The sequence below is a fragment of the Robertmurraya sp. DFI.2.37 genome, from assembly GCF_029211245.1.
GTDB lineage: Bacteria > Bacillota > Bacilli > Bacillales > Cytobacillaceae > Robertmurraya > Robertmurraya methanolica_A.
Genome location: NZ_JARGEJ010000005.1, coordinates 17372 through 38732, shown reverse-complemented (window position 1 = coordinate 38732; position 21361 = coordinate 17372). Strand labels below are relative to the sequence as shown.

Genomic DNA, 21361 nt, shown 5'->3' with positions numbered 1-21361 from the left:
GTGAAAATTCGATTGAAATTAACAGCAATATTGCTAACCATTACCGGAATCTTTGTGGCCAGCAATATTTATACATTAATCCCGATTTACGAAAATGTTTCGCAAACTTTGCAAATTAATGAAAATCACGCTGTTCTTGCCGGGAGCCTATTTTCCCTCTTTTATGCGATTGGACTCCTTTATTTCGGTCCTGCTTCTGACCAATTTGGGCGACGAAATATCATCATTACCGGGATGTTTGCTTCCGTTTTCTCAACTCTCATGGTCGGGATGGCAGAAGGAGCAATCGATCTATATGTTGCCCGTTCTCTTCAAGGTTTAACACTTGGAAGTTTTGCTCCAGCAGCTTTTGCCTTAGCATTTGACCTCTACTCAGAAAGAAAAAGAACTCTGCTCCTCGTCTTTATTAATACCGGCTTTCTGCTCGCTGGGATCATCGGCCAATTGCTCAGTTCAACCATTGCTACTTTTTCAGTTTGGAACGCTGTCTATTATTTTTATGCGATTTGCTATTTTATTCTCTTTTTATGCTGTGTACTGATTCTCCCAGCATCTAAACTACCATTACGTGAAAAACGTTCCACCCTATCCATCATGGCTTCACTTCTTAAAGATACAACCATTCTTAAATGCTATGGGATCACCTTCACCATATTGTTTTCTTTCGTTTCACTTTATGATGCAATCGGTCGTTTTCTCAGCGGGTCACCTGAGCAGCTTTTTCATCTTCGAGCAGTGGGACTAACAGGAGCGATTTTATCCTTGTTTACAGGAAGAATGATTGAGAAATTTAGTGTGGAAAGGACACTATTTACAGGGGTTTCCATCGGTATATGCAGCTTGATTGCAATGAGCATTTTTCACAACCTCATTGCTCTCATGCTTTTATCGATACTATTTGTTGCCTCGATTTCTCTTCTCATTCCCACGATCATTACATTGATTGGCAATTTAGGAGGCAGCCATCGAGCAAAAGCACTCACTCTTTATTCCTTTATTCTTTTAACAGGAGCTAGTATTGCTTCACCAGTTGTTTTGCTGCTAAATTTCCAGCATATCCTTCTCTTACTTATTGGACTATTCTTAATGAATCTTATGCTTGGAATCCTTCTAACACAAGAATTAGGGCAAAGGCAAAGTGCAAAATTGAATGGGTGAAAAGAAAAGGAATTGAGCATTCTTATCGATAAAATAAACCCAAACGAACTGAGCCAAAAAACATTTTATCATTGTTTAGTAAAACAAAACGATAAGAAAGACGATGCCTCAAAAGCATCGCTTTTAGGGGTATCTCTATTTTAATTCCCTCTATGATTGGAGCGGAGGGCGGCGCTTTTCGCGGATAGGGTCGAGCCGCTTCCCTCGCTCGCTTAGTCCAGGCTCTCGACTTTCCCTCCTTTTTTGAGGAGATTGAAAAGGTTTTCAGCGGTTTTTTTGCAGAATTTCTAGAGTTGCTGTCCTCCGTTCTGTTGAGGTGGAAAGCAAATGGCGTTGGTTCGGACAATTTGTTTCATATTGGCGATATTGATCGAATTGAACTTTTACCGCTCTCATTTGTTCCCGTCAGTTGAATTGGGTGCTTATTCGAACTGGAGCCCTTCACACTTCCCCAGTTCTATCCGTTTATCCCTCTTATTCGGACAAGAACCGTTCTCATTTCACTCTTTCTGTCCGAATACTAAATCTACTAGTCAGAGAATGGATAACTCTCTGCCATTTCTACTGACTTTTTCAGTGTCCTCCCGCTTTTCCTGCAGAAGTCACTACCTTCCGTTTCCCTTTTTATCCACTATTAAATAACCAAAAACTTCACAAAAGAAAAAGCTGTTATCAAAAAATCGTTTCAAACGACCTTTTGACACAGCTTCATTTGTCGCATATTTTAAAAAGATATTTCCATATGATCAAGCGGCCAATAGCGTAAATTCACTTTTCCAACTACTTGATCAACTGAAATAAACCCCATTTGGCGGCTGTCCCAGCTCTCTAAACGATTATCTCCAAGAACAAACAGCTTTCCCTCTGGTACAACCTTAACCCCTGTTCTTTCCTGTAAGGTAAAATCCTCAGTCAATCGTTTGGTGAGGATTTCATTTCGATGTTTATCTAAATAAGGCTCATCCATCTTTTTTCCATTTATGAAGAGTTGATCATTTTTATATTCAATTGTGTCTCCAGGCAATCCAATCACTCTCTTCACATAATCTTCCTTTTCATTAGCGTGAAAAACAATAACATCAAATCGCTTCAAATCTCCGATTTGGAAGCCGATTTTATTTACAATCAGCTTGTTACCGTCCTCAAGAGTCGGCATCATTGAGCGCCCTTCTACAACATAATTTGAAAAGAAAAAAGCGCGAATGAAAACAAAGATGATTAAACCAATCCCAATTGCTTTCACCCATTCCAATCCCTCTTTTTTGACATCATCCATCAAAGCAATTCCTCCCTCCAATACTTGCGAAAACATTATGAATGCTGTTTTTCTTTTTCAACGCTCTTGTTTAAACGAAGTTCTATCTGTTTTCCAACCAACCAGAGAATAAAAATGACTATACCGACTATCGCCGTTCTAATCGGCTGGGTAATAAGAGAGTGAAGATCATGACCAACAAAACTAATCATAAAAATCATCACCATTTTACCTGTAAGCACAGCAAGCATATATTGATAAACACTTATTTTCGAAAGACCAGCAACGATATTCACAACTGCAGATGGTGTAAAAGGGAAACAGAGCAGGAGGAACAGCGGTCCGAAGCCATGCCTTTCAACCCAAGCCATCAGCTTTTGAACTTTTAAATTTTTCTTTAAAAAGGTGAGAAAACGTTTCTGTCCGAAACGACGTATCAATAGAAAAACTAAGAATGCGCCTACTGATGCTCCAATCCATGAATATAAAAAACCGAACCAGAGACCAAAGGCATTGGCATTTGCCATTACAAAGACCACTAATGGCAAAAATGGTAAAAAGGCTTCAAGCATCGGTAATAATATTCCGGGCAACGGTCCAAAAGAGCGATATTTATCTATGACCTCCATGATATTATTTTCTAATGTTATCCATTCTTTTAGTGCATCGACGTCCATTAAATATCTCCTTTTTAATTTGCAAGGAATTCATGAATCGCTTCCCGGTTTTTTTCTATATCAAGTTCTAAAACTTCCGCTCCATTGATCCTTGCATCCGACCATGCCCCATCAACCGGAACACGCAAGGAAGCAATATTGCGATTCTCCTTGGCTAAGAAATCTTTTCCAATATATAACATATCACCTGTATCCATATTTGTATTAATAAACGGAGTCACAACGCCAATTAATTTAGGGAGCTTGGCAATCGTTTGGATATTCGTCAATTGGGAGCCAATTTCTTTCACGACTTTTTGCTGACGTTCAACCCTACCAAAATCTCCTACAGCATCATGACGAAAGCGAACATAGCCAAGTAAATGCTCCCCGTCTAAACGTTGGAGACCCGGCTCAAGTGTTACCCCAATTCTATATGACATTTTCTTTTCAACATCGACTTCAACGCCGTTTGGAAAAGCTTCATCTATCAGTTGAACAAAACCTTCAAAATCAATAATAGCGTAATACTGGATATCAATATCAAAGTTCTCCTTGAGTGTTTCTCGAAGCAATTCTGGACCGCCGCGAGCGAAGGCAGTATTAATTCTACTTTTTTGATAGCCTGGAATATCGACATATGAGTCTCTCATAACAGAGATCAGCTTGTATGTTCCTTCCTCCGGATGATATCTTGCTATCATGATCGTATCCGTTCGAGCCTTTTCTTCTCCTCGGGAATCACTACCTAATAACAAAATATTTATTCCTCCATAGCGATCCTTTTTGCCATTAAACTCATAGTCCTTTTGTAAAATCGAATTGCCCTCAGCTTTTTCCAATGATTTAGATAATCCTTGCTGGTATTGAAAATAGCTGTATCCTAGTAGAGCGGCAATACTTAGAAAAAGAAGTAGCAGAACCACTTTCCACTTTCTTTTTTTCTTTCGCCTTTGTTTTTCGTATCTCATTTAAATACCTTCCATTCAACAGATTTAAATCGTATGCTTCATCAATCCACAAATTTCTACTATATTAGACACTTTTTGCACTAAAGAAGTTTCATTTTAAATGATTATACCTATTTTTGCTCACAATACCCCGGCTTTCTTCCATAATATTAGAGTATCAAAAATGGGCATTTTTTTCTATTTTAAGCGGATTAGATGTGCAAAAATCTTATTGAGAATGAAAGAACCGCAAAACAAGAAGCTTTGCGGTTAAATGTTCTCTCTATTTAATATACTCTTTAAACCAATTTAAAATGTAATGTAAACGGGCGATTCTTAAGCTAGGTTTTCCGCTGCGTGAAAGTTCATGATTAGACTCCGGAAAACGAATGAATTTCGTTTCCTTTTTTCGGTGCTTTAAAGCAATATATAGTTGCTCAGCTTGTTCAATGGGACAACGGAAATCCTTCTCACTATGCAAAATAAGAAGCGGCGTCTCCACATTGCCAACGTAAGCAAGCGGAGAATGCTTCCACAACGTTTCAGCATCTTCAAGTTCACTTTTAATTTGCCATGCATTAAAGTAATAACCGATATCACTCACTCCATAAAAGCTAATCCAATTGGAAATCGAACGTTGAGTCACAGCAGCCTTAAAGCGGTTTGTATGACCAACAATCCAATTTGTCATGAAGCCGCCGTAACTGCCTCCAGTTACCCCTAAACGATTCACATCAATAAAATCGTAGTTTTCTAATACATAATCGACAGCTTCCATTAAATCAGCATAATCTCTTCCACCGTAGTCTCCACGGACGGCGTCGACAAACTTTTGACCATAGCCATGGCTTCCTCTTGGATTAATGAATAGGACAGCGTATCCCTCCGCCGCAAGCATTTGAAATTCATGGAAATAAGAATTAGCATACATCGCATGTGGTCCGCCATGGATTTCAAGAATAAGTGGATATTTCTTCCCCTCCTCAAACTGTGCAGGTTTCATCAACCAGCCGTGAAGATCCCAATCATCCTTAGATTTGAACTGAATTTCCTCAACTTCAGCTAACGCGACTTCATTTGCATACTCACTATTTACATTTGTTAACTGGGTAAGCTCCCCTGTGGGAACGTCTAATAAAAATAGTTCACCTTGTAATGTCGGCTTACTAATCGCGACAACTGCGCGATTTAGCGCTCCTCCAGTTGTAAGTCCATAAACATGCTGACGATCTAGTAGAGCAGGATACATCTCACCTTTTAAAGATCCATAATATACGACTGTATTTCCATAATCAGATGCCAGAAAATAAAAACTTTCATTATCTTCAGCCCAGAGTATCCCTGGTGAAACGGCTCCCTGGTGAAAATCGCCAATCGCAAAATCTCCTATAAGCAAATCAGACTCCGCTGTAAGACAGGAGAGTTCCTTTTGTTCAGTATCATAAACCCAAATTTTCATTAATGTAGCATTTTCATATTCACGTTCATGGCCAAGTATGCCGATATATCTCCCGTTTGGAGACCAAGTGGCTCCGCCAAAATAACCAGTCCCCGGTGTGATCTTTTCGAATTTTTTCGTTTCCAATTCAAGCAGGAATAGATCACTCACAAAAGAAAAATCTAAATTCTCGCTAAAATCTGCTGTTACTGCCAATGAATTCCCATCTGGTGACCAGCCTTGCAGCTGATAATCACGATTTCCTTCTGTTACTAATTCCGTTTTCCCTGTTTCCAATTCCACAATCGCAATTTGCGAATATTTCCCAACCCAGAAACCGGAGGAATCAGACTTATATTTCATTTTATCTACTTCAAGCGGGACTATTTTTTTCTCTTCTTTCTTATCTGTATCCTCTAATTTCTCATCCTCACGTAATGATACATTGAAAGCTATTTTTTTCCCATCTGGTGACCAGATCGGATTGGAGGCACCATAAATTGAAGTGGTCACTTGCCGTGCCTCTCCACCGTTTACATCTATCACATAAATTTGATTCTTCCCACTGCGATTTGAAACAAAGGCGAGCTTATCCCCGACTGGCGACCAGCGCGGCGAATGATTGCGATCATTTCCATAAGTCCATTGCACTGGATGATTTTTTTCTTCAACATTTATGTAAAAAAGATTTGAAACATACTCATCCTTCTCCTCTGAAATGCTCGTTTCCACGTATACTAGATCTGTTTCATTTGTACTCAAACGTGGATCTGCTACTGACTTCAACACATATAAATCTTCAGCTTTTAAATACCTTTTCGACATTTTCATCCCTCCATATTTCAATCTTCCTTTTATTTCGATAATTGAAATATATTATCCTTCTTTTTTGCACATTTTTTTGTAAATTATGAAAATAACTTTATTTTAGATTCTTTGTTTGTTTAACTACGATTACCCTTCCCTGTCCAATATATTAAATAGCAAGAGTAACTAAGGAAACCTCTACAACCTGATATAGCATAGCGTAAAAATAAGATTCATGCATCTTCTCTTGTCAAATGCATATACTTTATATAAAATAAAAAGCGAACACATGTTTGTTTTTTATAAAATGTTGAGGTGAACGATTATGACTAGAATCCCTGAGGAAGAGCGGGACATCATTGAAAAGGCGATCTACTTGCCCATGGTCCTCACCATTTTAAATCGAGATTTAGAATTGATTAATCAAGGACCATTTAAGTTAAAGCAACCTTATATAAATCTCATTGAAAAATCGATGAAGACCATTCAATTAGAATTAGCTCAAATAAAAAAGTATATGAAGCAAAATAATCTTAAGGTATTTGAATTAAAAAGAGATGAGGCATTTACTATGTATACGTTTCTCTACAAGGGCTACGAAGAGCAACATAATTATTTCAACCCAAGAATTCGCAACAAAGTACAAGAACTGCTAGAGTTCTATTTAACACATCTCAATATTCATAGCCATGCTCATTCCCAATCATAAAGTTCAGAGTTTTCGGCAGCAGCTTTTTGTTTTCGAAACTTTTTCGCGTAAAATGCTCTTGAAATCGATTGTTCAGCGCCTTTTGAAAGAGTGGACTTTAACATCAGCGTACGGAGCAATTGATTTTCAAATGAGCGAGTTGAAATCGGCAGGGGAATGTATCGATTGCTTTGGATTTTAATTATCGTTGTACTATTATCTTTTCCTTTTCTGTAATCAAGAATATGTTCATGAGCTACCCAAACACAATGAGGGTTTTCAGGTGATGCTGTTGGGAAAAGGTAGATAAGCGGGGAAATCGCAATGGGGACTTTATGGGATGCCCCGATGAGTCTCTTAGTGGCAGCTTTTCTTCCTTCATAAGTGCTCCCGAAGCTATAACAACTTTCCTTTACAAGTTCGAACGGTTTAAATGGGGAGATCATCTCCTCCTCAAGCTCATAAATTTTCGAGAAAATTTTACTCCCATATTCGATTGGCATCACAATGGCTGTGGAGGAATTAATTTCATATTCCTCAATGATTAGCTTTTCATTTTCCATTTCTTAATCTCCTTATAATCAAATTAATTTGCTTGCTACTGAACCATGTTAAACTGAAAATAGGCCTTTCTTCTCAGTCAAACCAAAAAATTTCAGTATAAAGCCATCCATTACCATCATAACGCTGATTTCACGTCATTTCTATAAATTACCAAATCGTTCAAAAATTAGTCATAATTTCCTATCGAAAAATTTATCTAAAAATTATAAAAATTCAGTTGATTCCTATAGAAAAATCCTATATAATATCAAAAAGGCATCAGAGGTGATCTCGATGAAAGAAAAATCTTATCCAGAACTAATGAATTCCGGTGCAATGAATCGTAAAAAGGAAGCATTCATGTTGAACTTATACATCGATATGGTTTTATCCGAATCATTATTAAAATCTGAAAAGGAAAAGTTATCTCTACAAATTGATCAGGCAATTGACAAGCAAGATAAAGGCACCTTTCTTCAGCTTTCCACACAATATATAGAGCTCAAGCAAAGGTTTGGAACTTAATACTTTACGATTCTCCCCTCTCAAATTAAGCGGGGATTTTTTTAGCAAATTTTGCTTCCTTCGCACTCGAACACATTTTTAATCATAGGAAAAATATAAGCTTCGCAGCCCCTTCCACCTAAAAAAGAGCCCTAGACCGGACTCTCTGCTTTATTCACAGCGTGATACAACCTTCACTACTCTTCACTCTGTCTCATCTTTTCAATTTCATACTCCTCTATCATTGAAATGCGCTCAAGCATCGTTGGATGACCATAACGGAAAATTTTCACTAAAAGCGGCGGATTCACTTGGCTTAGACCCGCTTTGCTTAACTCCTGAAAGGTCTCGATCCCAGCCTCCGTATTGCCAGTCATTTCAATGGCATACCGATCTGCTCTTGTCTCCTGGTATCTTGAAACAAGATTGGAAACAGGGCTAGATACAAATAGAAGCATCGATAAAATCATCAAGAAAAGTGGAAATGAGCGAATATCGTGCACTGAAGGAATTTTTAGTGCTTCTCCCCACCTATTTACAACATAATTCATAAGTCGATAGGTTAAGTACAATCCTACTAATGATAAAAACAAATATCCAGCAATCCCAATATAGAGATGCTTTTCAACATAATGTGCCATTTCATGGGCCATAATAAATAAAATTTGTTCATCATTTAAACGATTTAACGTCGTATCCCATAGCACAATACGAGAATTTGAGCCAATACCAGTAACATAGGCATTAAGCGCATTCGTTTTTTCTGCCATATTCACTTCAAACACATGCTCTGAGGGAATATTTGCTTCACTTGCAAGCTCTAGTATCTTCTCCTCTAATTGTTTATCCTTTAATGGATAAAAATCATTGTACAAAGGATCAATCACGACTGGTTGTAGGAACATTACAAACAGGGTAAACGGCACAGATAATAACCATGCGTACAACCACCATCTCTTTTGACTTTTTTTCATAAGCCAGTAAAGGACTGCAACGATAATAAACATCGTTCCAAAATTAATCCAAAAATCAATTAGCTCATCCTTCATCCATGATGAAAATGACTGTGTCGAAATATTATAAGACTTTGACAAAGAATAGCTAATATAGCTTAATGGGAAAGTGGCTACAAATGCAAAAAAAGTAAGCCAAATCGTATATATTGCAGTCTGAACGATTTTATACTTTGAAGACTGCCCCGCCCATTTCTTAAAAGCACCTGAGAAACCTGCTAACAGCACAAATAAATAAAAGAGCCATTCAAAAGGGGTGCTCAAAAAAAATAATAAATTTCTTATTTTGGAATACTCCTCACTCAGCATGAGCTCCCGTCCATTTAAAAATGTTGCTGGATCTGCTTTTGAGCCTTCATATTCAAACGGCAGGCTTGTATCAGCAAAATAAAATAAATACCAATAAAAAAACAGGCCATAAAGGATGTAGGCAATGATTCCGTATAGACCAATTTTTCTCGCCATGTCACTCCCCCTTCACGTTGTTCAACGAGTTTAATGGTACAACCCCTCTATTATCATTTTAGTAGCAAAAAAAACATTTAGAACTGAGACTTTTCTATTATCATCTCAAAATTTTCAAATCATACGTTAACACCACGTAAAGGGAGACCATTTTTCATTAAAAACAGCATGAAAAACGATTGTTAAGCATTCTCACGCAATCAAAGATTAAAAGAGCAGAGAATAGAGAGAAAGGACAGCGATCGAACCTAAGACGACAACAATCACATTTGCACCAAGGAAAGCAATAGCAAAAGCAACAGCAGCACCTAGCACTCCATACCAAATATCCTCTTGAATAAAAAAAATCCCAGGAAAAATAAGGGCCCCCAACGTTGCGTAGGGAACATTCCTTAAAATACCTTGAAGAAATTCAGGCAATTCTTTTCCACGAAAAAGAACAAATGGCAGCATCCTTGGAATAAAGGTAACCACTCCCATGCCAATAATCATCCACACGATTTCACTGTTCATTTTTCATCCTCCTCTGTCTTCCCCTAATGAATACAACCCACTCCACAATGACCGCAGAGAGCAAAGTAGCACAGACAATTGCCCAGCCTGTTGATAAAGCATTGGTTATTGTAAAAACAGTATTAAAAATAGCTGCCAACACGGCCAAATATACGACTTTCATCCCCTTCTTCATCGACGGAACTAACAATCCAACGAACATGGCATAAAGGGCAACCGACATTCCTTCTTGAAATGTTTTCGGCAAACTTGAACCGACCATATAACCAACTCCAGAAAAAATGCCCCAGCTTAAGTAGGCAATCATATTTAGGCCAAACATATACCCTGCTGAAACAGTTCCTTCCTTCACAGCGGCTACCGAAAATGTTTCATCCGTTATGCCAAATGCATACGCTGCCTTTGTCAAAGGAGGTTCATCTTCACTCTTTTCATTCAATGAAGCTGACATTAAAAAATGACGAATATTCACGATAAACGTAGTTAAAATGATTTCAAATGTACCAGTTCCTAAAGTTAATAAACTTAAAGAAATATATTGAGCGGCCCCCGCATAGACAATCAAGCTCATGAGAAGTGTCTCTCCAAAGGATAATCCTGTTGTCTTCGCTAATAATCCAAACGTTAGAGCTACTGGAAAATAACCAATCGCAATCGTAATCCCCGCTTGAAATCCTCGTCTGAACTCAGTAGCCGATTTATTTAACACCATCTCTGACATATCTCCAACCTCCTAATCCCTCTTTCTTTATTGCAAATTTGCATAAATCTTCCGGAATTGATAAAATATATTATACATATGTACGCTATATTATACAAGAGTATAGGAGGAAAAATGGAAAATATTCAAAAAAATATTGCGGATAATTTAAAGAGCATTCGAAAAAGTCGTGGCTACAGCTTAGAGCAAGTCGGAGAATTAACGGGCGTTAGTAAAGCAATGCTTGGCCAAATTGAACGAGGGGATTCAAATCCAACTGTTTCAACCTTATGGAAAATTGCAAGAGGTTTGCAGGTTTCCTTTTCTTCATTAATTAAGGAGGAGACTTCTAATGTTATCGTCGTTAAACAAAGCAGCATAGTTCCGGTTACAGAAAGCAATGGAAACTATCGCGTTTACCCTATCTTTCCTTTTGATCCACGAAAAAAGTTTGAAATTTTCACCGTTGAAATCGAACCAGGCTGTACTCATCTATCTGAAAAGCATAACGAAGGCCTTGAAGAGTATATTACTATTGTCAGGGGTGAGCTTGAAATACTCATTGGCGACGAAAGCTTTAACCTGATTTCTGGTGACTCCATCCGCTTCCTTGCTAATAAAACACATACGTATAAAAATAACAGCAGCATGCTCACTACCTACCAATTAGTGATGCATTACCCGTAACATGCTAAAGTGCTGTCGCAATAAGTGACAGCACTCTTTACCCATATAATATATTAGCACGGTGTTGGTGTAGATTTTGCTCATTTCCCCCTCTTGCAGCTATGCTGAAAAAGCATGTGAAATCTTCGTTTCACACGAACTGTGCCAAAAATCGCTTATCAACAATATCGTTAAACAAAGCAATTAAATTAAAACTGCTCGATCATTGCTCATTTTTTCCCCGCGAATGCGTTGGAACTCTTCCAAGAGCTTCTCTACTGTCAACTGCTGTTTTTGTTTCTCATCTGCCTGAAAAATAATTTGTCCTTTATCCATCATAATCAATTTGTTGCCCAGCTCCAATGCTTGCTCCATATTGTGGGTAACCATTAATGTTGTAAGCTTAAATTCATGAACAATTTCCTTCGTCAACCTTGTTATCAGCTCCGCCCGGGAAGGATCAAGTGCCGCTGTATGCTCATCCAATAATAAAATTTTCGGTTCCGTAAAGGTTGCCATTAATAAAGATAATGCTTGGCGCTCACCGCCAGATAGAAGGCCAACCTTTGCCTCAAGCCGATTTTCTAAACCTAAATGAAGAATCTCGAGCTTTTCCTTAAAAAATTCTCGTTTCTTTTTTGATACACCGATTTTTAAACGACGAGAACGTGTTCTTGCATGTGCAAGGGCTAAATTCTCTTCAATTGTCATCGATGGTGCTGTCCCCGCCATCGGATCCTGAAAGACCCGGCCAATTAACCTTGAACGTCGATGCTCTTTTTCCGTTGTCACATCATAGCCATCAATTTTTACAACGCCGAGATCCGGGATAAGCTTGCCGGAAATCATATTCATTAACGTCGATTTTCCTGCTCCATTGCTGCCAATGACCGTAACAAAGTCACCTGATTCAAGGACAAGATTAATATGATCAAGGGCAATTTTTTCATCTGGTGTTCCTTCGTTAAACACTTTATAAATCTGTTTTAATTGCAGCAAGGCTCTCACCACTTTTCTCTTCATCATTCATTTTTTCCTTCGATGCAAGCAATCTTTTTTTCTTCTTTTGCTTATCTCTTTGCCACTCAATCATTTTCGGAATAACGAGAGCAGAGACGACAATAAAGGCGGTAATAAGCTTCATATCTCCCGTCTCCAAAAATTCAACCCTCAGCGCAAGAGAAACAATCACCCTGTATAAAATGGCCCCACCAATCACGGCGAGAGTTGCTCTCACGATCGTTTTTGCACCAAAAACCGCTTCACCGATAATCACAGATGCGAGACCAATCACAATCATACCGATCCCCATCCCAACATCGCTAAACCCACTATACTGCCCAATTAAAGCTCCAGATAATGCAACAAGAGCGTTTGAAATTCCTAACCCTAGCACTTTCAAATGATCCGTATTAGCAGAAAAGCTCCGAATCATTGTCTCGTTATCACCCGTTGCCCGAATCGCCAAACCAATATCGGTTTTTAAGAATAGGTCGATGAACACTTTGACAATAAAGGCAAGAATAAGCATGATCACTAAAATTCCCCATGTTTTCGGAATAAAACTCGAAAGTCCGAGAGTATGGAAAAGAGATTGGATTGCATCATCAATTTTTAAGCTCTTCCAAAAATCAGTAAATTGGGTGAGAAGAGTTTCTTGGTTTAACAAAGAGATATTCGATTTCCCCATAATTCTCAAATTGACCGAATAGAGGGCAATCATCATTAAAATTCCTGACAGCAAAGGATTAATTTTCCCTTTTGTGTGAAGAAGACCCGTTACACATCCAGCCAAAAAGCCTGCTACCATCGCTAATAATGTCGCCAAGAGGGGATTCATTCCCCCCATAATAAAGACAGCAGCTACAGCAGCTCCAGTTACAAAACTCCCGTCCACCGTTAGGTCAGGAAAATCTAATATTCTAAATGATAAATATACTCCCAAAGCCATGAGGGCATACATAGCGCCCGCTTCGACAGAACCAAAGATTGCAGTAAACATAAAATCTCCCTTTCAAATAGAAAAGTGAAAGCGCCTCGCTCATCACCGTATAAACTGGGGAGTACCTGAAGTTTGAGAGGCGCTGGAACTAGACAATTTTAAAAGTCTAAATTATTTATAATACTTTCTTACTTACAGCAAGAAAAACGCAAATTCCTCACACTAGGTGAGTCATTAAGTTAAATTCTTTCATATAAACCAAGGGCTTCTCCATTTGCGAAAAGCCCTGGATTGCTACCTACTCTAAAAATTGCGCAATATCGTTCCATTCTTCTTTCAATTCTACATTCATTTCCTCTGCAGCTTTTTTATTGATTACTAGCTTAACCTCTGTCGGATATTGTGCAGGAATCTCTGCAGGAGTCTTTTCTCCTTTTAAAATCTCAACAGCCATTTTTCCAGCTTCGTAACCAATTGCTTCATAAGAAATCCCATATGCAGCAAAGGCTCCCTTTTCAACAGAATCTGTTTCGCCAACAAACAACGGAATATCATTGTCATTTGAAACTTGGATGACAGCGTCAAGGGCAGACACAACAGTATTATCGGTAATGATGTATATGGCATCTACTTTCCCGATTAAAGATTCAGCAGCCTGTTTGACATCTGCAGAAGTTGCCACAGATCTTTCTACTAACTCAACGCTTGTTCCCTCCAACGCTTTTTTCATCTCATCAATCTGGACGATGGAGTTTTGCTCACCGGTGTTATAAATAGTCCCAATTGATTTTGCCCCATAGTCTTCAACAATGAACTTAACCGTGCTTGGAATAGCATCTGGATACATATCACTTGTTCCGGTTACATTACCACCTGGTTCTTCAAAAGACGCAATCAACTCTGCTCCAACCGGATCTGTTACAGACGTAAATACAATCGGAATATCAGTCGTTGCATTTAAAGCACTTTGAGCAGCTGGTGTCGCATTGGCAAAGATCAAATCGACTTTATCACCGACAAAATTGCTTGCAATAGCTTGTGCGTTTGGCATTTCACCTTGTGCATTTTGCTCATCATATTCAACTTTTAACCCTGCCTCTTCGAGCGCTTTTTTAAATCCAACCGTCGCTGCGTCAAGAGAAGGATGAGCTACGATCTGAGAAATCCCCACTTTATATGTTTTTTCAGAATCACCACTTCCGCCGTCCCCATTAGATTCCTCCGAAGAACCACAGCCACTCAAAATAAGTGCTCCCATCATCCCAACAGCAGCTACTGTTTTTAATTTTTTCAACATTATTCTGTTCCCCCATTTTTATTTACTTTTCTGCTTTGAAGCTTTTATGCTTTCATGTACTAAATAATAATATTTAACTAGAATTATATAATTATCTTCTATATTATTTCAAGTGTTTTTGCATAAAGTTAAAAATTTTTTGAAAATAATATTTATCCATTTTTACCGTCATTTGCAATGAAAGCGATGATTGAGGTCAATACGAAACTTTGTTCCTTTTTAAACAGCAAGAATTCCATGCGGAGGGAATGCCAATTAGATGATTCAACTGCTTGGCGCACGACGTAGAAAGAGGTAATGAAAAGATCAAGCATTTACAAGAGTTGTTACATGCCTTTATCAGCAATGTTTAACAAACGCAACATAAAAAAGGCAGTTCGAATTGAATTCTCACTGCCTTTATCCATTAATTTATCTCATAGCATAGTAAAAAGAAGCTTTTCTTTGTTCGCTGCTTTTAATCAAAACCTAGCACTCGAGCAATGACCCCTTTCTTTGTTCGTACAAATACTTTCAGTGCTTTCTCCGCTTTTATGGACAATCCCGAGTTTTCAATTTTTTAGCACTTGCTCTTTCAATGCTCTGCGCAAAATTTTTCCTGTTGTATTTTTCGGGAGCTCTTGCAAAAACTCAATAAGAGTTGGTGTTTTATACTTTGCTAGATGTTCTTTGGCATAGCTTATAACCGCCTCTTCTGTCAAATCAGGATTATTGCTTACGACATATGCTTTCACTGCTTCACCTTGGTCCGGATCAGGAACACCAATAACCGCTGCCTCAACAATTTCATGATGATTATATAACACTTCCTCAACCTCACGCGGATATACATTGTAGCCGCCTACAATAATTAAATCCTTTTTGCGATCAACAATATAGAAATAGCCTTCCTCATCCATCATGGCCATATCACCTGTATAAAGCCAGCCATCACGAATCGTCGCTGCTGTTTCTTCCGGCATTTTATAATAGCCTTTCATAACATTTGGACCACGAACAATTAATTCTCCAGATTGTCCGACAGGTACCTCTTCTCCTAACTCATTAACGATTTTATTTTCAACATGGACAATTGACTGGCCGATAGAGCCTGCTTTTCTTGGGCGATCCAGCGGGTTAAAACATGTAACAGGTGCTGCTTCTGAAAGGCCATACCCCTCTGAAATAACAACTTTAAATTTCTCTTCAAAGCTCTTTAACAGAGCAACCGGCATCGCTGCTCCTCCAGAAATACATAGGCGTAAAGACTGTAAATCTTTCGGCTCACCTTCTGGATATTGGTACAAAAAATTGTACATCGTTGGAACTCCAGCAAAGACCGTTGCTTCATATTTTTTAACCAATCGAAAAATTTCCTTAGGACTGAACTTTGGATCAATAAGGATTGTTGCCCCACTTAACAACGGAGCATTCAAGCAAACTGTTAAGCAAAAAACATGAAACATCGGCAATGTTGTAATCACTCGATCATCTTCATTCATATGAAGATAAATGCCCACATCTCTAGCATTCGAATAAAGATTTTTATGTGTTAGCATGGCGCCTTTAGGCTTCCCTGTCGTTCCCGAGGTATATAAAATGAGCGCCACGTCATCCTCCTCTACTTCAGGTACCTGAAAACTCAACTGTCCTAATGCAACAATCTCTGAAAACGATTTCAATTTAGTGTAGATCGATAATTGACTGTTACTAGTTCCTTTTCCCTCCGGTGTTTCACAAACAATATAATGCTCTACTTTTGGAAGCGTGTGATGCATTTTTTCTGCTAATGGTACTAATAAATCAAGGGCAATGACGGTCGTCACATCACCATTGTTCAAAATGTAGCCAATTTCGTCAGGTGTATAGATTGGATTAATCGGAATAACAGTTGCCCCAAGACGCAATGCCCCGTACATTCCAATAACAAAAAAAGGTGAATTCCCCAATAGCAGACCCACATGATCACCTTTTTTTACCCCCAGCTTTTCCAATCCAGAAGCAAACTTCGTAATCGCCCCATCCAACTCTGCATACGTGCTTGGCTGATCTTGAAAATAATATGCTGGTTTATGAGGCACTCTTTTTGCCGTTTCGTGCAGTTGAGAAGATAAATTCATCTACTCCATCCCCTTTGTTTATTGTGAAGAATTTCCCAAAAAAAACTTCATAGAATAACTAGGTGGAGCGTACCTTCATGCTGATTTCCATAAATTTGAGAAATGTTCACAAATTTTTAATAAATCACAAATATATTATATTAAAAGAAGATCACCTCTTCAATAGAAAACGCATACATAATCGAATTTTTAAAATATTAAAATAGAAAAATTTCCTCCCTTTTACTTTTTATTTAGGCATACAGAAAATAAATCGTTTTTCTAAAAAAAAACGATGTCCAGTAGACATCGTTAATAAATTAATTGACTAAACTCCTCTTTTGTTATATTGCCAAAATAATGTTTAATATCAACATCAGCAAGAGCTTTATCGATTTCAGCTTTCTCGTAGCGTATGCCTAGCAATTTTTGTTCGATATCTGCCACATCTCCTACCCCAAAGAAATCTCCAAAAATTTTGCAGTTTTCGATCATTCCTTTATTTACTTCTAAGCGCACATCAATGCTGCCGACAGGAAAACGATGAGAATGCTGCAAATTAAATTTTGGCGACTTGCCATAATTCCAATTCCAATTTTGATAGCGCTCCTTTGAAAGCTGATCAATATTCTCCCAATCTTTCTCTGTTAAAACATATTCCTGAATATTTTCTTTGCCTCCGAAAATATATTCTAACAGCAAAGCACGGAAATCCTCAATTGAGATTTTTTCATTAAGGAATTCTGAAATATTGGCAACCCTGCTGCGAATCGACTTTATCCCCTTTGACTCAATCTTATCCTTTTTCACTTTTAATGCTGCAACAACATTATCAATTTCCGAATCAAGCATAAGTGTCCCGTGGCTGAACATTCTTCCACGTGTAGAAAACTGGGCATTGCCAGATATTTTTCTGTCTCCAACCACTATGTCATTACGGCCGCTAAGCTCGGCATGAACTCCTAACTTATGAAGGGCTTGAACAACAGGCTCAGTAAATTTTTTAAAATTATGAAAAGATTCACCGTCGTCCTTCGTGATAAAACTAAAGTTCAAGTTCCCCAAGTCATGATAAACCGCTCCGCCACCAGATAGTCTGCGAACAACTTTAATCCCATTTTCTTCCACGTATTCTGTATTTATTTCTTCAATTGTGTTTTGATTTTTCCCAATAATAATAGAAGGACCGTTTATGTAAAAAAGCAAATAGGTCTCGTTAATATCCAAATTTTTTAAAGCATACTCTTCAATCGCTAGGTTTATTTGAGGATCTGTAATCCCCTTATTATCTATAAACAACAATTTCTAAATCAACTCCTTATAAAGTTATAATCTTCCCAAATTGGGCTAATGAAATAGGACCTTCGTAGATTCCCTGCGCTTCACTAACGAGATTCTCCAGCTTTCCATATTGCGGCAAATGGGTCAAAATGACTTCTTTTACATTCGCTAATTGCGCTAAATTACCGACATCAATACTATTCATATGGCCGGCATTTTTCCCATCTTGTCCCTTAAAAAAGTTGCACTCAGCAAGAAGCAAATCAGCCTTGTCCGAAAATGCGATAAACTCTTCCTTAAATGAGGTATCAGCAGTATAAACCAACGTCTTTCCATCTGCTTCAATTCTCATGGCAAAGCATGGGACTGGATGATTCGTTCTTATAAAATGAATCGTAAACGGGCCTATATTTAAACGCTTTTGCGGATCATAGGCAATTCCTTCTGTAACCCCTGTATGCGTTAGTTTACTAAATTCCTGTTCATCTAATAGATGTCCATAGATCGGAAGCGTTGCCGGCTTCTCACCGATGAAACTTTTTATTAAACGAGCATGCTGCAATACCCCTATGTCGGCAATGTGATCAGCATGATAATGCGATATAACGACAGCATCAAGCTCCTCAGGCTCAACAAAATTTTGCAATTTGGCCAAAACCCCACTGCCACAATCGATCAGTAGTTTAAAATTATCATGCTCTAATAAATAGCCTGTACTCGCTTCATTTACCTTCGGATACCCGCCCCAAAAACCAATAATCGTCAATTTCATAAACCTACCTCCTCATAATGCCATTATATAAGATTTCACAAAAATAATAAAAAAACTGTATTGACACCCCAAAACTGTTATAATACAATTAAATTAATATTAAAACTGTTTCAAACACCTAAACCGAAGGAGGCTATAAACATGATTCAAAGCATTGTTGAATTTTTCAATAATTTGCCGGCAAAAGAGTGTAGCGACTGTGGTGCAAAGATCGAAGAACAGCACGAGTGTTATAGCAATAAATGTGATCATTGTCTAGGTGTTACAAATTTATAAAAGCTTCGCTAATGGCAAGTCGTTCAAACTAAGTATGGGTGACTGCGGTAGATTTATGAAGGACCCTGTAATTCTTTCTTTAACTCAATTAAACGTCGTAATTCAATATGGTTATTAGTTTTCTTTCAAAATGCATCTGCATTTTGTTCCATAATCCCTTCCAAATTTAAAAGCCAGTTGTCAAATGACAACTGGCTCTTTTTTACTCTTTTACAAGTATTTCAAATTGACGTTTATGTTTAAGTCTAAAGTAAGATAGGCTGCCGATAAGGAACAAGCACATAAACCCGATCAATACAAATAAATTTTGCCACATAAATCCATAATCACCGCTAGAAATAACTGCCTTTAAGCCTTGAACCGTATAGGTCATCGGCAAGAAAGCATTAAAGTGCTGCAGGAATCTCGGAATTAATTCTAATGGGAAAGTTCCAGCACTTGTCGTTAATTGGAAAATCAAAATTAAAATCGCAATAAATCTACCCGGATCGCCAAAGGCCGTTACAAAAAATTGAATAAGCGCTACAAAAGTTAAGCTTGTAACAACAACAAACAATAAAAATAATGGTATATTTTTCACTTCTAATCCTAGAGCAGTCATTAAAACCGCTGCTGCAATCAACCCTTGAATAATGCCAATTCCTGAAAGGATCGCAAATTTACTTGCGAACCAAGTCCAGGCGTTTTTCGGAACTGCAGCAGGCTGCCTTAACGGAAAAACAATGGAAAGCAAAAGTGCTCCAACGAATAAACCGAGTGAGATAAAATATGGTGCAAAGCCGGTACCATAGTTTGGAACTTCATTTATTTTTTCATCTTGAATATCGACTGGGGCTGCCATCATATGATAAGTTTTATCATTAGCCTCGACAGCGGATGCTTCCTCTGCGCCATCAGCTAGTTTATCGGCCAATTCACTGCTTCCATCTGCAAGTTCAACCGTACCATCTGCTAACTCTTTTGCCCCTTCCTCTAATTGCCCGGCACCGGTCGTAATTTTATCCGTTCCATCACTCAATTCATTTAATCCACTTGATAAAAGAGAAGCACCACCCGCTAATTCGTTTGCTCCCGCTTTTGCCTCTGAAAATTTTTGTGCAAATGTTCCCATTCCAGATTGAAATTGTTTTTGACCCTCAACTATTTTCCTAGAACCTTCATGGAGAGCTTTACTTCCCTCAGCAAGTCTGTGGACACCCGTTTCAAGCTGTGTTTGCTTCTCGGATAATAAAGTCAAATTACTTGAAAGAGTATCTGCCCCTTGCGAGATTTGTCCTGCCCCCTCAGCCAATTTTGAGGTACCTGCTGTTAGAGAGTTTAAAATCCCTTCTAGTTCTTTTTGCTGAGCTGGCTCCAGCATAGATAATACTCCTTCAAGCTGCTGCTTGAGCATCATCATTCCGCCGCTTACATTTTTCGCTTCCGCCTGCCATGTATCCAAAGAGTTCGACAGGTGTGCTGCCCCTTGGGCAAGACCTGCTGTACCTTTTGTCATCTCAGGTATTTTCTGATCTATCTCTTCAATACCGGCTTTTGCTTCAGAGATTCCTTTCGCAAGCTCAGTATTCCCTTTGGAAATTTCTTGTGAAGCTGTTGTTAATGTGGAAAATCCTTTTTCCAATTCACCCAAACCTTCATTCAAAGATTGAACTCCAGTTGATAGATCCTTAGATCCTGAGTTTGCGCTTTTCATCCCTTCATTAAAGGTAATCGCTTTGCTTGCTAATTCAGCAAGATGAGTATGCAGCTCATTCGTACCATCCTTTAATTGTTCAGAGCCATCGTTAATTTTTCCTGCACCGTCACTCGCTTCATTGAGACCGGATGCTAAATCCTCAATGTTAGAGAAAACCGTTTCTGCATAAGTTTCGGTAATTTTTTCTGAAATGGAAGCTTTTATTTTTTCAATAGCTGTGCCACCAATTTGGGCTGCAAGGAAGTTATAGCTTTCATTTGGAACATAAATTAATTCGAGCTTTTGCGGCTCTTTATCCATTAATGTTGTTGCATTTTCAGAAAAGTTTTCTGGTATTTCCACAAGCAAATAATAGTTTTGCTTTTCAAGACCTTCATAACCCTCTTTTTTCCCAAGAAATTCAAACTTGAATTCTTCACTATCCTTTAATTTATCTACCAATTCATCCCCTAATTTTAAATCCTTCTCACCATAACTCGCCCCTCTATCTTCATTGACAATCGCGACAGGAAGATCTGCTAAATGCTCATAAGGGTCCCAAAAAGCCCACAAAAACATCCCGCTATAAAGAATTGGAATAAATAATATCGCAATCACAGGAATTAACAGCTTTTTATTTTTTACTAATGAACTTAATTCTGCCTTCATCAAATGTCTCATCCC

Annotated in this window: 20 protein-coding genes; 5 read left to right on the top strand and 15 right to left on the bottom strand. The window is 38.2% G+C overall.

Annotated features, from left to right (window positions below):
- The gene (locus PZE06_RS04165; protein WP_150914652.1) at positions 1–1158 is read left to right on the top strand and encodes an MFS transporter; all 1158 of its coding nucleotides are present in this window, start codon (positions 1–3) and stop codon (positions 1156–1158) included.
- A gap of 724 nt (positions 1159–1882) precedes the next feature.
- Here the strand turns inward: PZE06_RS04165 and lepB are convergent.
- The 4 genes from lepB to PZE06_RS04145 form a co-directional block, all read right to left on the bottom strand.
- Positions 1883–2434: a signal peptidase I gene (gene lepB, locus PZE06_RS04160; protein WP_191963154.1), complete on the bottom strand. Its 552-nt coding sequence runs from the start codon at positions 2432–2434 to the stop codon at positions 1883–1885.
- Between the two features lie 35 nt (positions 2435–2469).
- Positions 2470–3090 carry a TVP38/TMEM64 family protein gene (locus PZE06_RS04155; RefSeq protein ID WP_150914654.1) on the bottom strand — a complete coding sequence of 207 codons (621 nt, stop codon included), beginning with the start codon at positions 3088–3090 and terminating at the stop codon, positions 2470–2472.
- Between the two features lie 14 nt (positions 3091–3104).
- Positions 3105–4040: an LCP family protein gene (locus PZE06_RS04150; protein WP_150914655.1), complete on the bottom strand. Its 936-nt coding sequence runs from the start codon at positions 4038–4040 to the stop codon at positions 3105–3107.
- 262 nt (positions 4041–4302) lie between these two features.
- Positions 4303–6282, bottom strand: coding sequence for an alpha/beta hydrolase family protein (locus PZE06_RS04145; RefSeq protein WP_150914656.1), 1980 nt, complete (start codon positions 6280–6282; stop codon positions 4303–4305).
- Between the two features lie 307 nt (positions 6283–6589).
- Here PZE06_RS04145 and PZE06_RS04140 point away from each other — a divergent pair, with 307 nt between their 5' ends.
- On the top strand, positions 6590–6973 hold the full coding sequence (locus tag PZE06_RS04140) for a YhjD family protein (protein ID WP_150914657.1): 384 nt from the start codon (positions 6590–6592) through the stop codon (positions 6971–6973).
- Here the strand turns inward: PZE06_RS04140 and PZE06_RS04135 are convergent.
- Positions 6958–7515, bottom strand: coding sequence for a competence protein ComK (locus PZE06_RS04135; protein ID WP_150914658.1), 558 nt, complete (start codon positions 7513–7515; stop codon positions 6958–6960). The genes PZE06_RS04140 and PZE06_RS04135 overlap by 16 nt on opposite strands.
- A gap of 274 nt (positions 7516–7789) precedes the next feature.
- Here PZE06_RS04135 and PZE06_RS04130 point away from each other — a divergent pair, with 274 nt between their 5' ends.
- On the top strand, positions 7790–8020 hold the full coding sequence (locus PZE06_RS04130) for an IDEAL domain-containing protein (protein ID WP_150914659.1): 231 nt from the start codon (positions 7790–7792) through the stop codon (positions 8018–8020).
- 176 nt (positions 8021–8196) lie between these two features.
- On the opposite strand, the gene PZE06_RS04125 is transcribed toward PZE06_RS04130, so the two are convergent.
- The 3 genes from PZE06_RS04125 to PZE06_RS04115 all read right to left on the bottom strand — a co-directional run bounded on the left by PZE06_RS04125 (position 8197) and on the right by PZE06_RS04115 (position 10711).
- Positions 8197–9477 (bottom strand): M48 family metallopeptidase, encoded by a 1281-nt coding sequence (locus PZE06_RS04125; protein WP_095309913.1) that lies wholly within the window; start codon positions 9475–9477, stop codon positions 8197–8199.
- A 207-nt stretch (positions 9478–9684) separates the two neighbouring features.
- Entirely contained in the window at positions 9685–9990 is a 306-nt protein-coding gene (locus PZE06_RS04120) for an AzlD domain-containing protein (protein ID WP_150914660.1), read from the bottom strand.
- Positions 9980–10711, bottom strand: a complete 732-nt coding sequence (locus PZE06_RS04115) for an AzlC family ABC transporter permease (protein ID WP_150914661.1) — start codon at positions 10709–10711, stop codon at positions 9980–9982. The genes PZE06_RS04120 and PZE06_RS04115 overlap by 11 nt, the downstream gene beginning before the upstream one ends.
- 114 nt (positions 10712–10825) lie before the next feature.
- Here PZE06_RS04115 and PZE06_RS04110 point away from each other — a divergent pair, with 114 nt between their 5' ends.
- Positions 10826–11377, top strand: coding sequence for a helix-turn-helix domain-containing protein (locus PZE06_RS04110; protein WP_150914662.1), 552 nt, complete (start codon positions 10826–10828; stop codon positions 11375–11377).
- Positions 11378–11560: 183 nt separating this feature from the next.
- Here PZE06_RS04110 and PZE06_RS04105 read toward each other — a convergent pair whose 3' ends face one another.
- The 6 genes from PZE06_RS04105 to PZE06_RS04080 form a co-directional block, all read right to left on the bottom strand.
- On the bottom strand, positions 11561–12355 hold the full coding sequence (locus PZE06_RS04105) for an ABC transporter ATP-binding protein (protein ID WP_095309905.1): 795 nt from the start codon (positions 12353–12355) through the stop codon (positions 11561–11563).
- Complete coding sequence (locus tag PZE06_RS04100) at positions 12330–13358, bottom strand: ABC transporter permease (protein ID WP_150914663.1); 1029 nt, start codon at positions 13356–13358, stop codon at positions 12330–12332. The genes PZE06_RS04105 and PZE06_RS04100 overlap by 26 nt, the downstream gene beginning before the upstream one ends.
- Positions 13359–13596: 238 nt before the next feature.
- Positions 13597–14595 carry an ABC transporter substrate-binding protein gene (locus PZE06_RS04095; protein WP_150914664.1) on the bottom strand — a complete coding sequence of 333 codons (999 nt, stop codon included), beginning with the start codon at positions 14593–14595 and terminating at the stop codon, positions 13597–13599.
- Between the two features lie 551 nt (positions 14596–15146).
- Complete coding sequence (locus PZE06_RS04090; RefSeq protein ID WP_150914665.1) at positions 15147–16694, bottom strand: fatty acid--CoA ligase family protein; 1548 nt, start codon at positions 16692–16694, stop codon at positions 15147–15149.
- Between the two features lie 291 nt (positions 16695–16985).
- On the bottom strand, positions 16986–17975 hold the full coding sequence (lplA, locus tag PZE06_RS04085) for a lipoate--protein ligase (protein WP_150914666.1): 990 nt from the start codon (positions 17973–17975) through the stop codon (positions 16986–16988).
- Between the two features lie 16 nt (positions 17976–17991).
- Positions 17992–18726, bottom strand: coding sequence for an MBL fold metallo-hydrolase (locus PZE06_RS04080; protein WP_150914667.1), 735 nt, complete (start codon positions 18724–18726; stop codon positions 17992–17994).
- Positions 18727–18867: 141 nt separating this feature from the next.
- Here PZE06_RS04080 and yhfH point away from each other — a divergent pair, with 141 nt between their 5' ends.
- Positions 18868–19002: a protein YhfH gene (gene yhfH, locus PZE06_RS04075; protein ID WP_150914668.1), complete on the top strand. Its 135-nt coding sequence runs from the start codon at positions 18868–18870 to the stop codon at positions 19000–19002.
- A 202-nt stretch (positions 19003–19204) separates the two neighbouring features.
- Here yhfH and PZE06_RS04070 read toward each other — a convergent pair whose 3' ends face one another.
- Positions 19205–21358, bottom strand: a complete 2154-nt coding sequence (locus PZE06_RS04070) for a YhgE/Pip domain-containing protein (RefSeq protein WP_150914669.1) — start codon at positions 21356–21358, stop codon at positions 19205–19207.
- Between the last annotated feature and the right edge of the window lie 3 nt (positions 21359–21361).

What these genes read in the sequence shown, in the direction of transcription:
- PZE06_RS04070 (WP_150914669.1), bottom strand. Translation starts at nt 21,358, where the DNA reads ATGAGACATTTGATGAAGGCAGAATTAAGTTCATTAGTAAAAAATAAA.
- PZE06_RS04130 (WP_150914659.1), top strand. Translation starts at nt 7,790, where the DNA reads ATGAAAGAAAAATCTTATCCAGAACTAATGAATTCCGGTGCAATGAAT.
- PZE06_RS04140 (WP_150914657.1), top strand. Translation starts at nt 6,590, where the DNA reads ATGACTAGAATCCCTGAGGAAGAGCGGGACATCATTGAAAAGGCGATC.
- yhfH (WP_150914668.1), top strand. Translation starts at nt 18,868, where the DNA reads ATGATTCAAAGCATTGTTGAATTTTTCAATAATTTGCCGGCAAAAGAG.
- PZE06_RS04125 (WP_095309913.1), bottom strand. Translation starts at nt 9,477, where the DNA reads ATGGCGAGAAAAATTGGTCTATACGGAATCATTGCCTACATCCTTTAT.
- PZE06_RS04080 (WP_150914667.1), bottom strand. Translation starts at nt 18,726, where the DNA reads ATGAAATTGACGATTATTGGTTTTTGGGGCGGGTATCCGAAGGTAAAT.
- PZE06_RS04150 (WP_150914655.1), bottom strand. Translation starts at nt 4,040, where the DNA reads ATGAGATACGAAAAACAAAGGCGAAAGAAAAAAAGAAAGTGGAAAGTG.
- PZE06_RS04090 (WP_150914665.1), bottom strand. Translation starts at nt 16,694, where the DNA reads ATGAATTTATCTTCTCAACTGCACGAAACGGCAAAAAGAGTGCCTCAT.
- PZE06_RS04155 (WP_150914654.1), bottom strand. Translation starts at nt 3,090, where the DNA reads ATGGACGTCGATGCACTAAAAGAATGGATAACATTAGAAAATAATATC.
- PZE06_RS04135 (WP_150914658.1), bottom strand. Translation starts at nt 7,515, where the DNA reads ATGGAAAATGAAAAGCTAATCATTGAGGAATATGAAATTAATTCCTCC.
- PZE06_RS04120 (WP_150914660.1), bottom strand. Translation starts at nt 9,990, where the DNA reads ATGAACAGTGAAATCGTGTGGATGATTATTGGCATGGGAGTGGTTACC.
- PZE06_RS04115 (WP_150914661.1), bottom strand. Translation starts at nt 10,711, where the DNA reads ATGTCAGAGATGGTGTTAAATAAATCGGCTACTGAGTTCAGACGAGGA.
- PZE06_RS04100 (WP_150914663.1), bottom strand. Translation starts at nt 13,358, where the DNA reads ATGTTTACTGCAATCTTTGGTTCTGTCGAAGCGGGCGCTATGTATGCC.
- PZE06_RS04095 (WP_150914664.1), bottom strand. Translation starts at nt 14,595, where the DNA reads ATGTTGAAAAAATTAAAAACAGTAGCTGCTGTTGGGATGATGGGAGCA.
- PZE06_RS04110 (WP_150914662.1), top strand. Translation starts at nt 10,826, where the DNA reads ATGGAAAATATTCAAAAAAATATTGCGGATAATTTAAAGAGCATTCGA.
- lepB (WP_191963154.1), bottom strand. Translation starts at nt 2,434, where the DNA reads ATGGATGATGTCAAAAAAGAGGGATTGGAATGGGTGAAAGCAATTGGG.
- PZE06_RS04145 (WP_150914656.1), bottom strand. Translation starts at nt 6,282, where the DNA reads ATGTCGAAAAGGTATTTAAAAGCTGAAGATTTATATGTGTTGAAGTCA.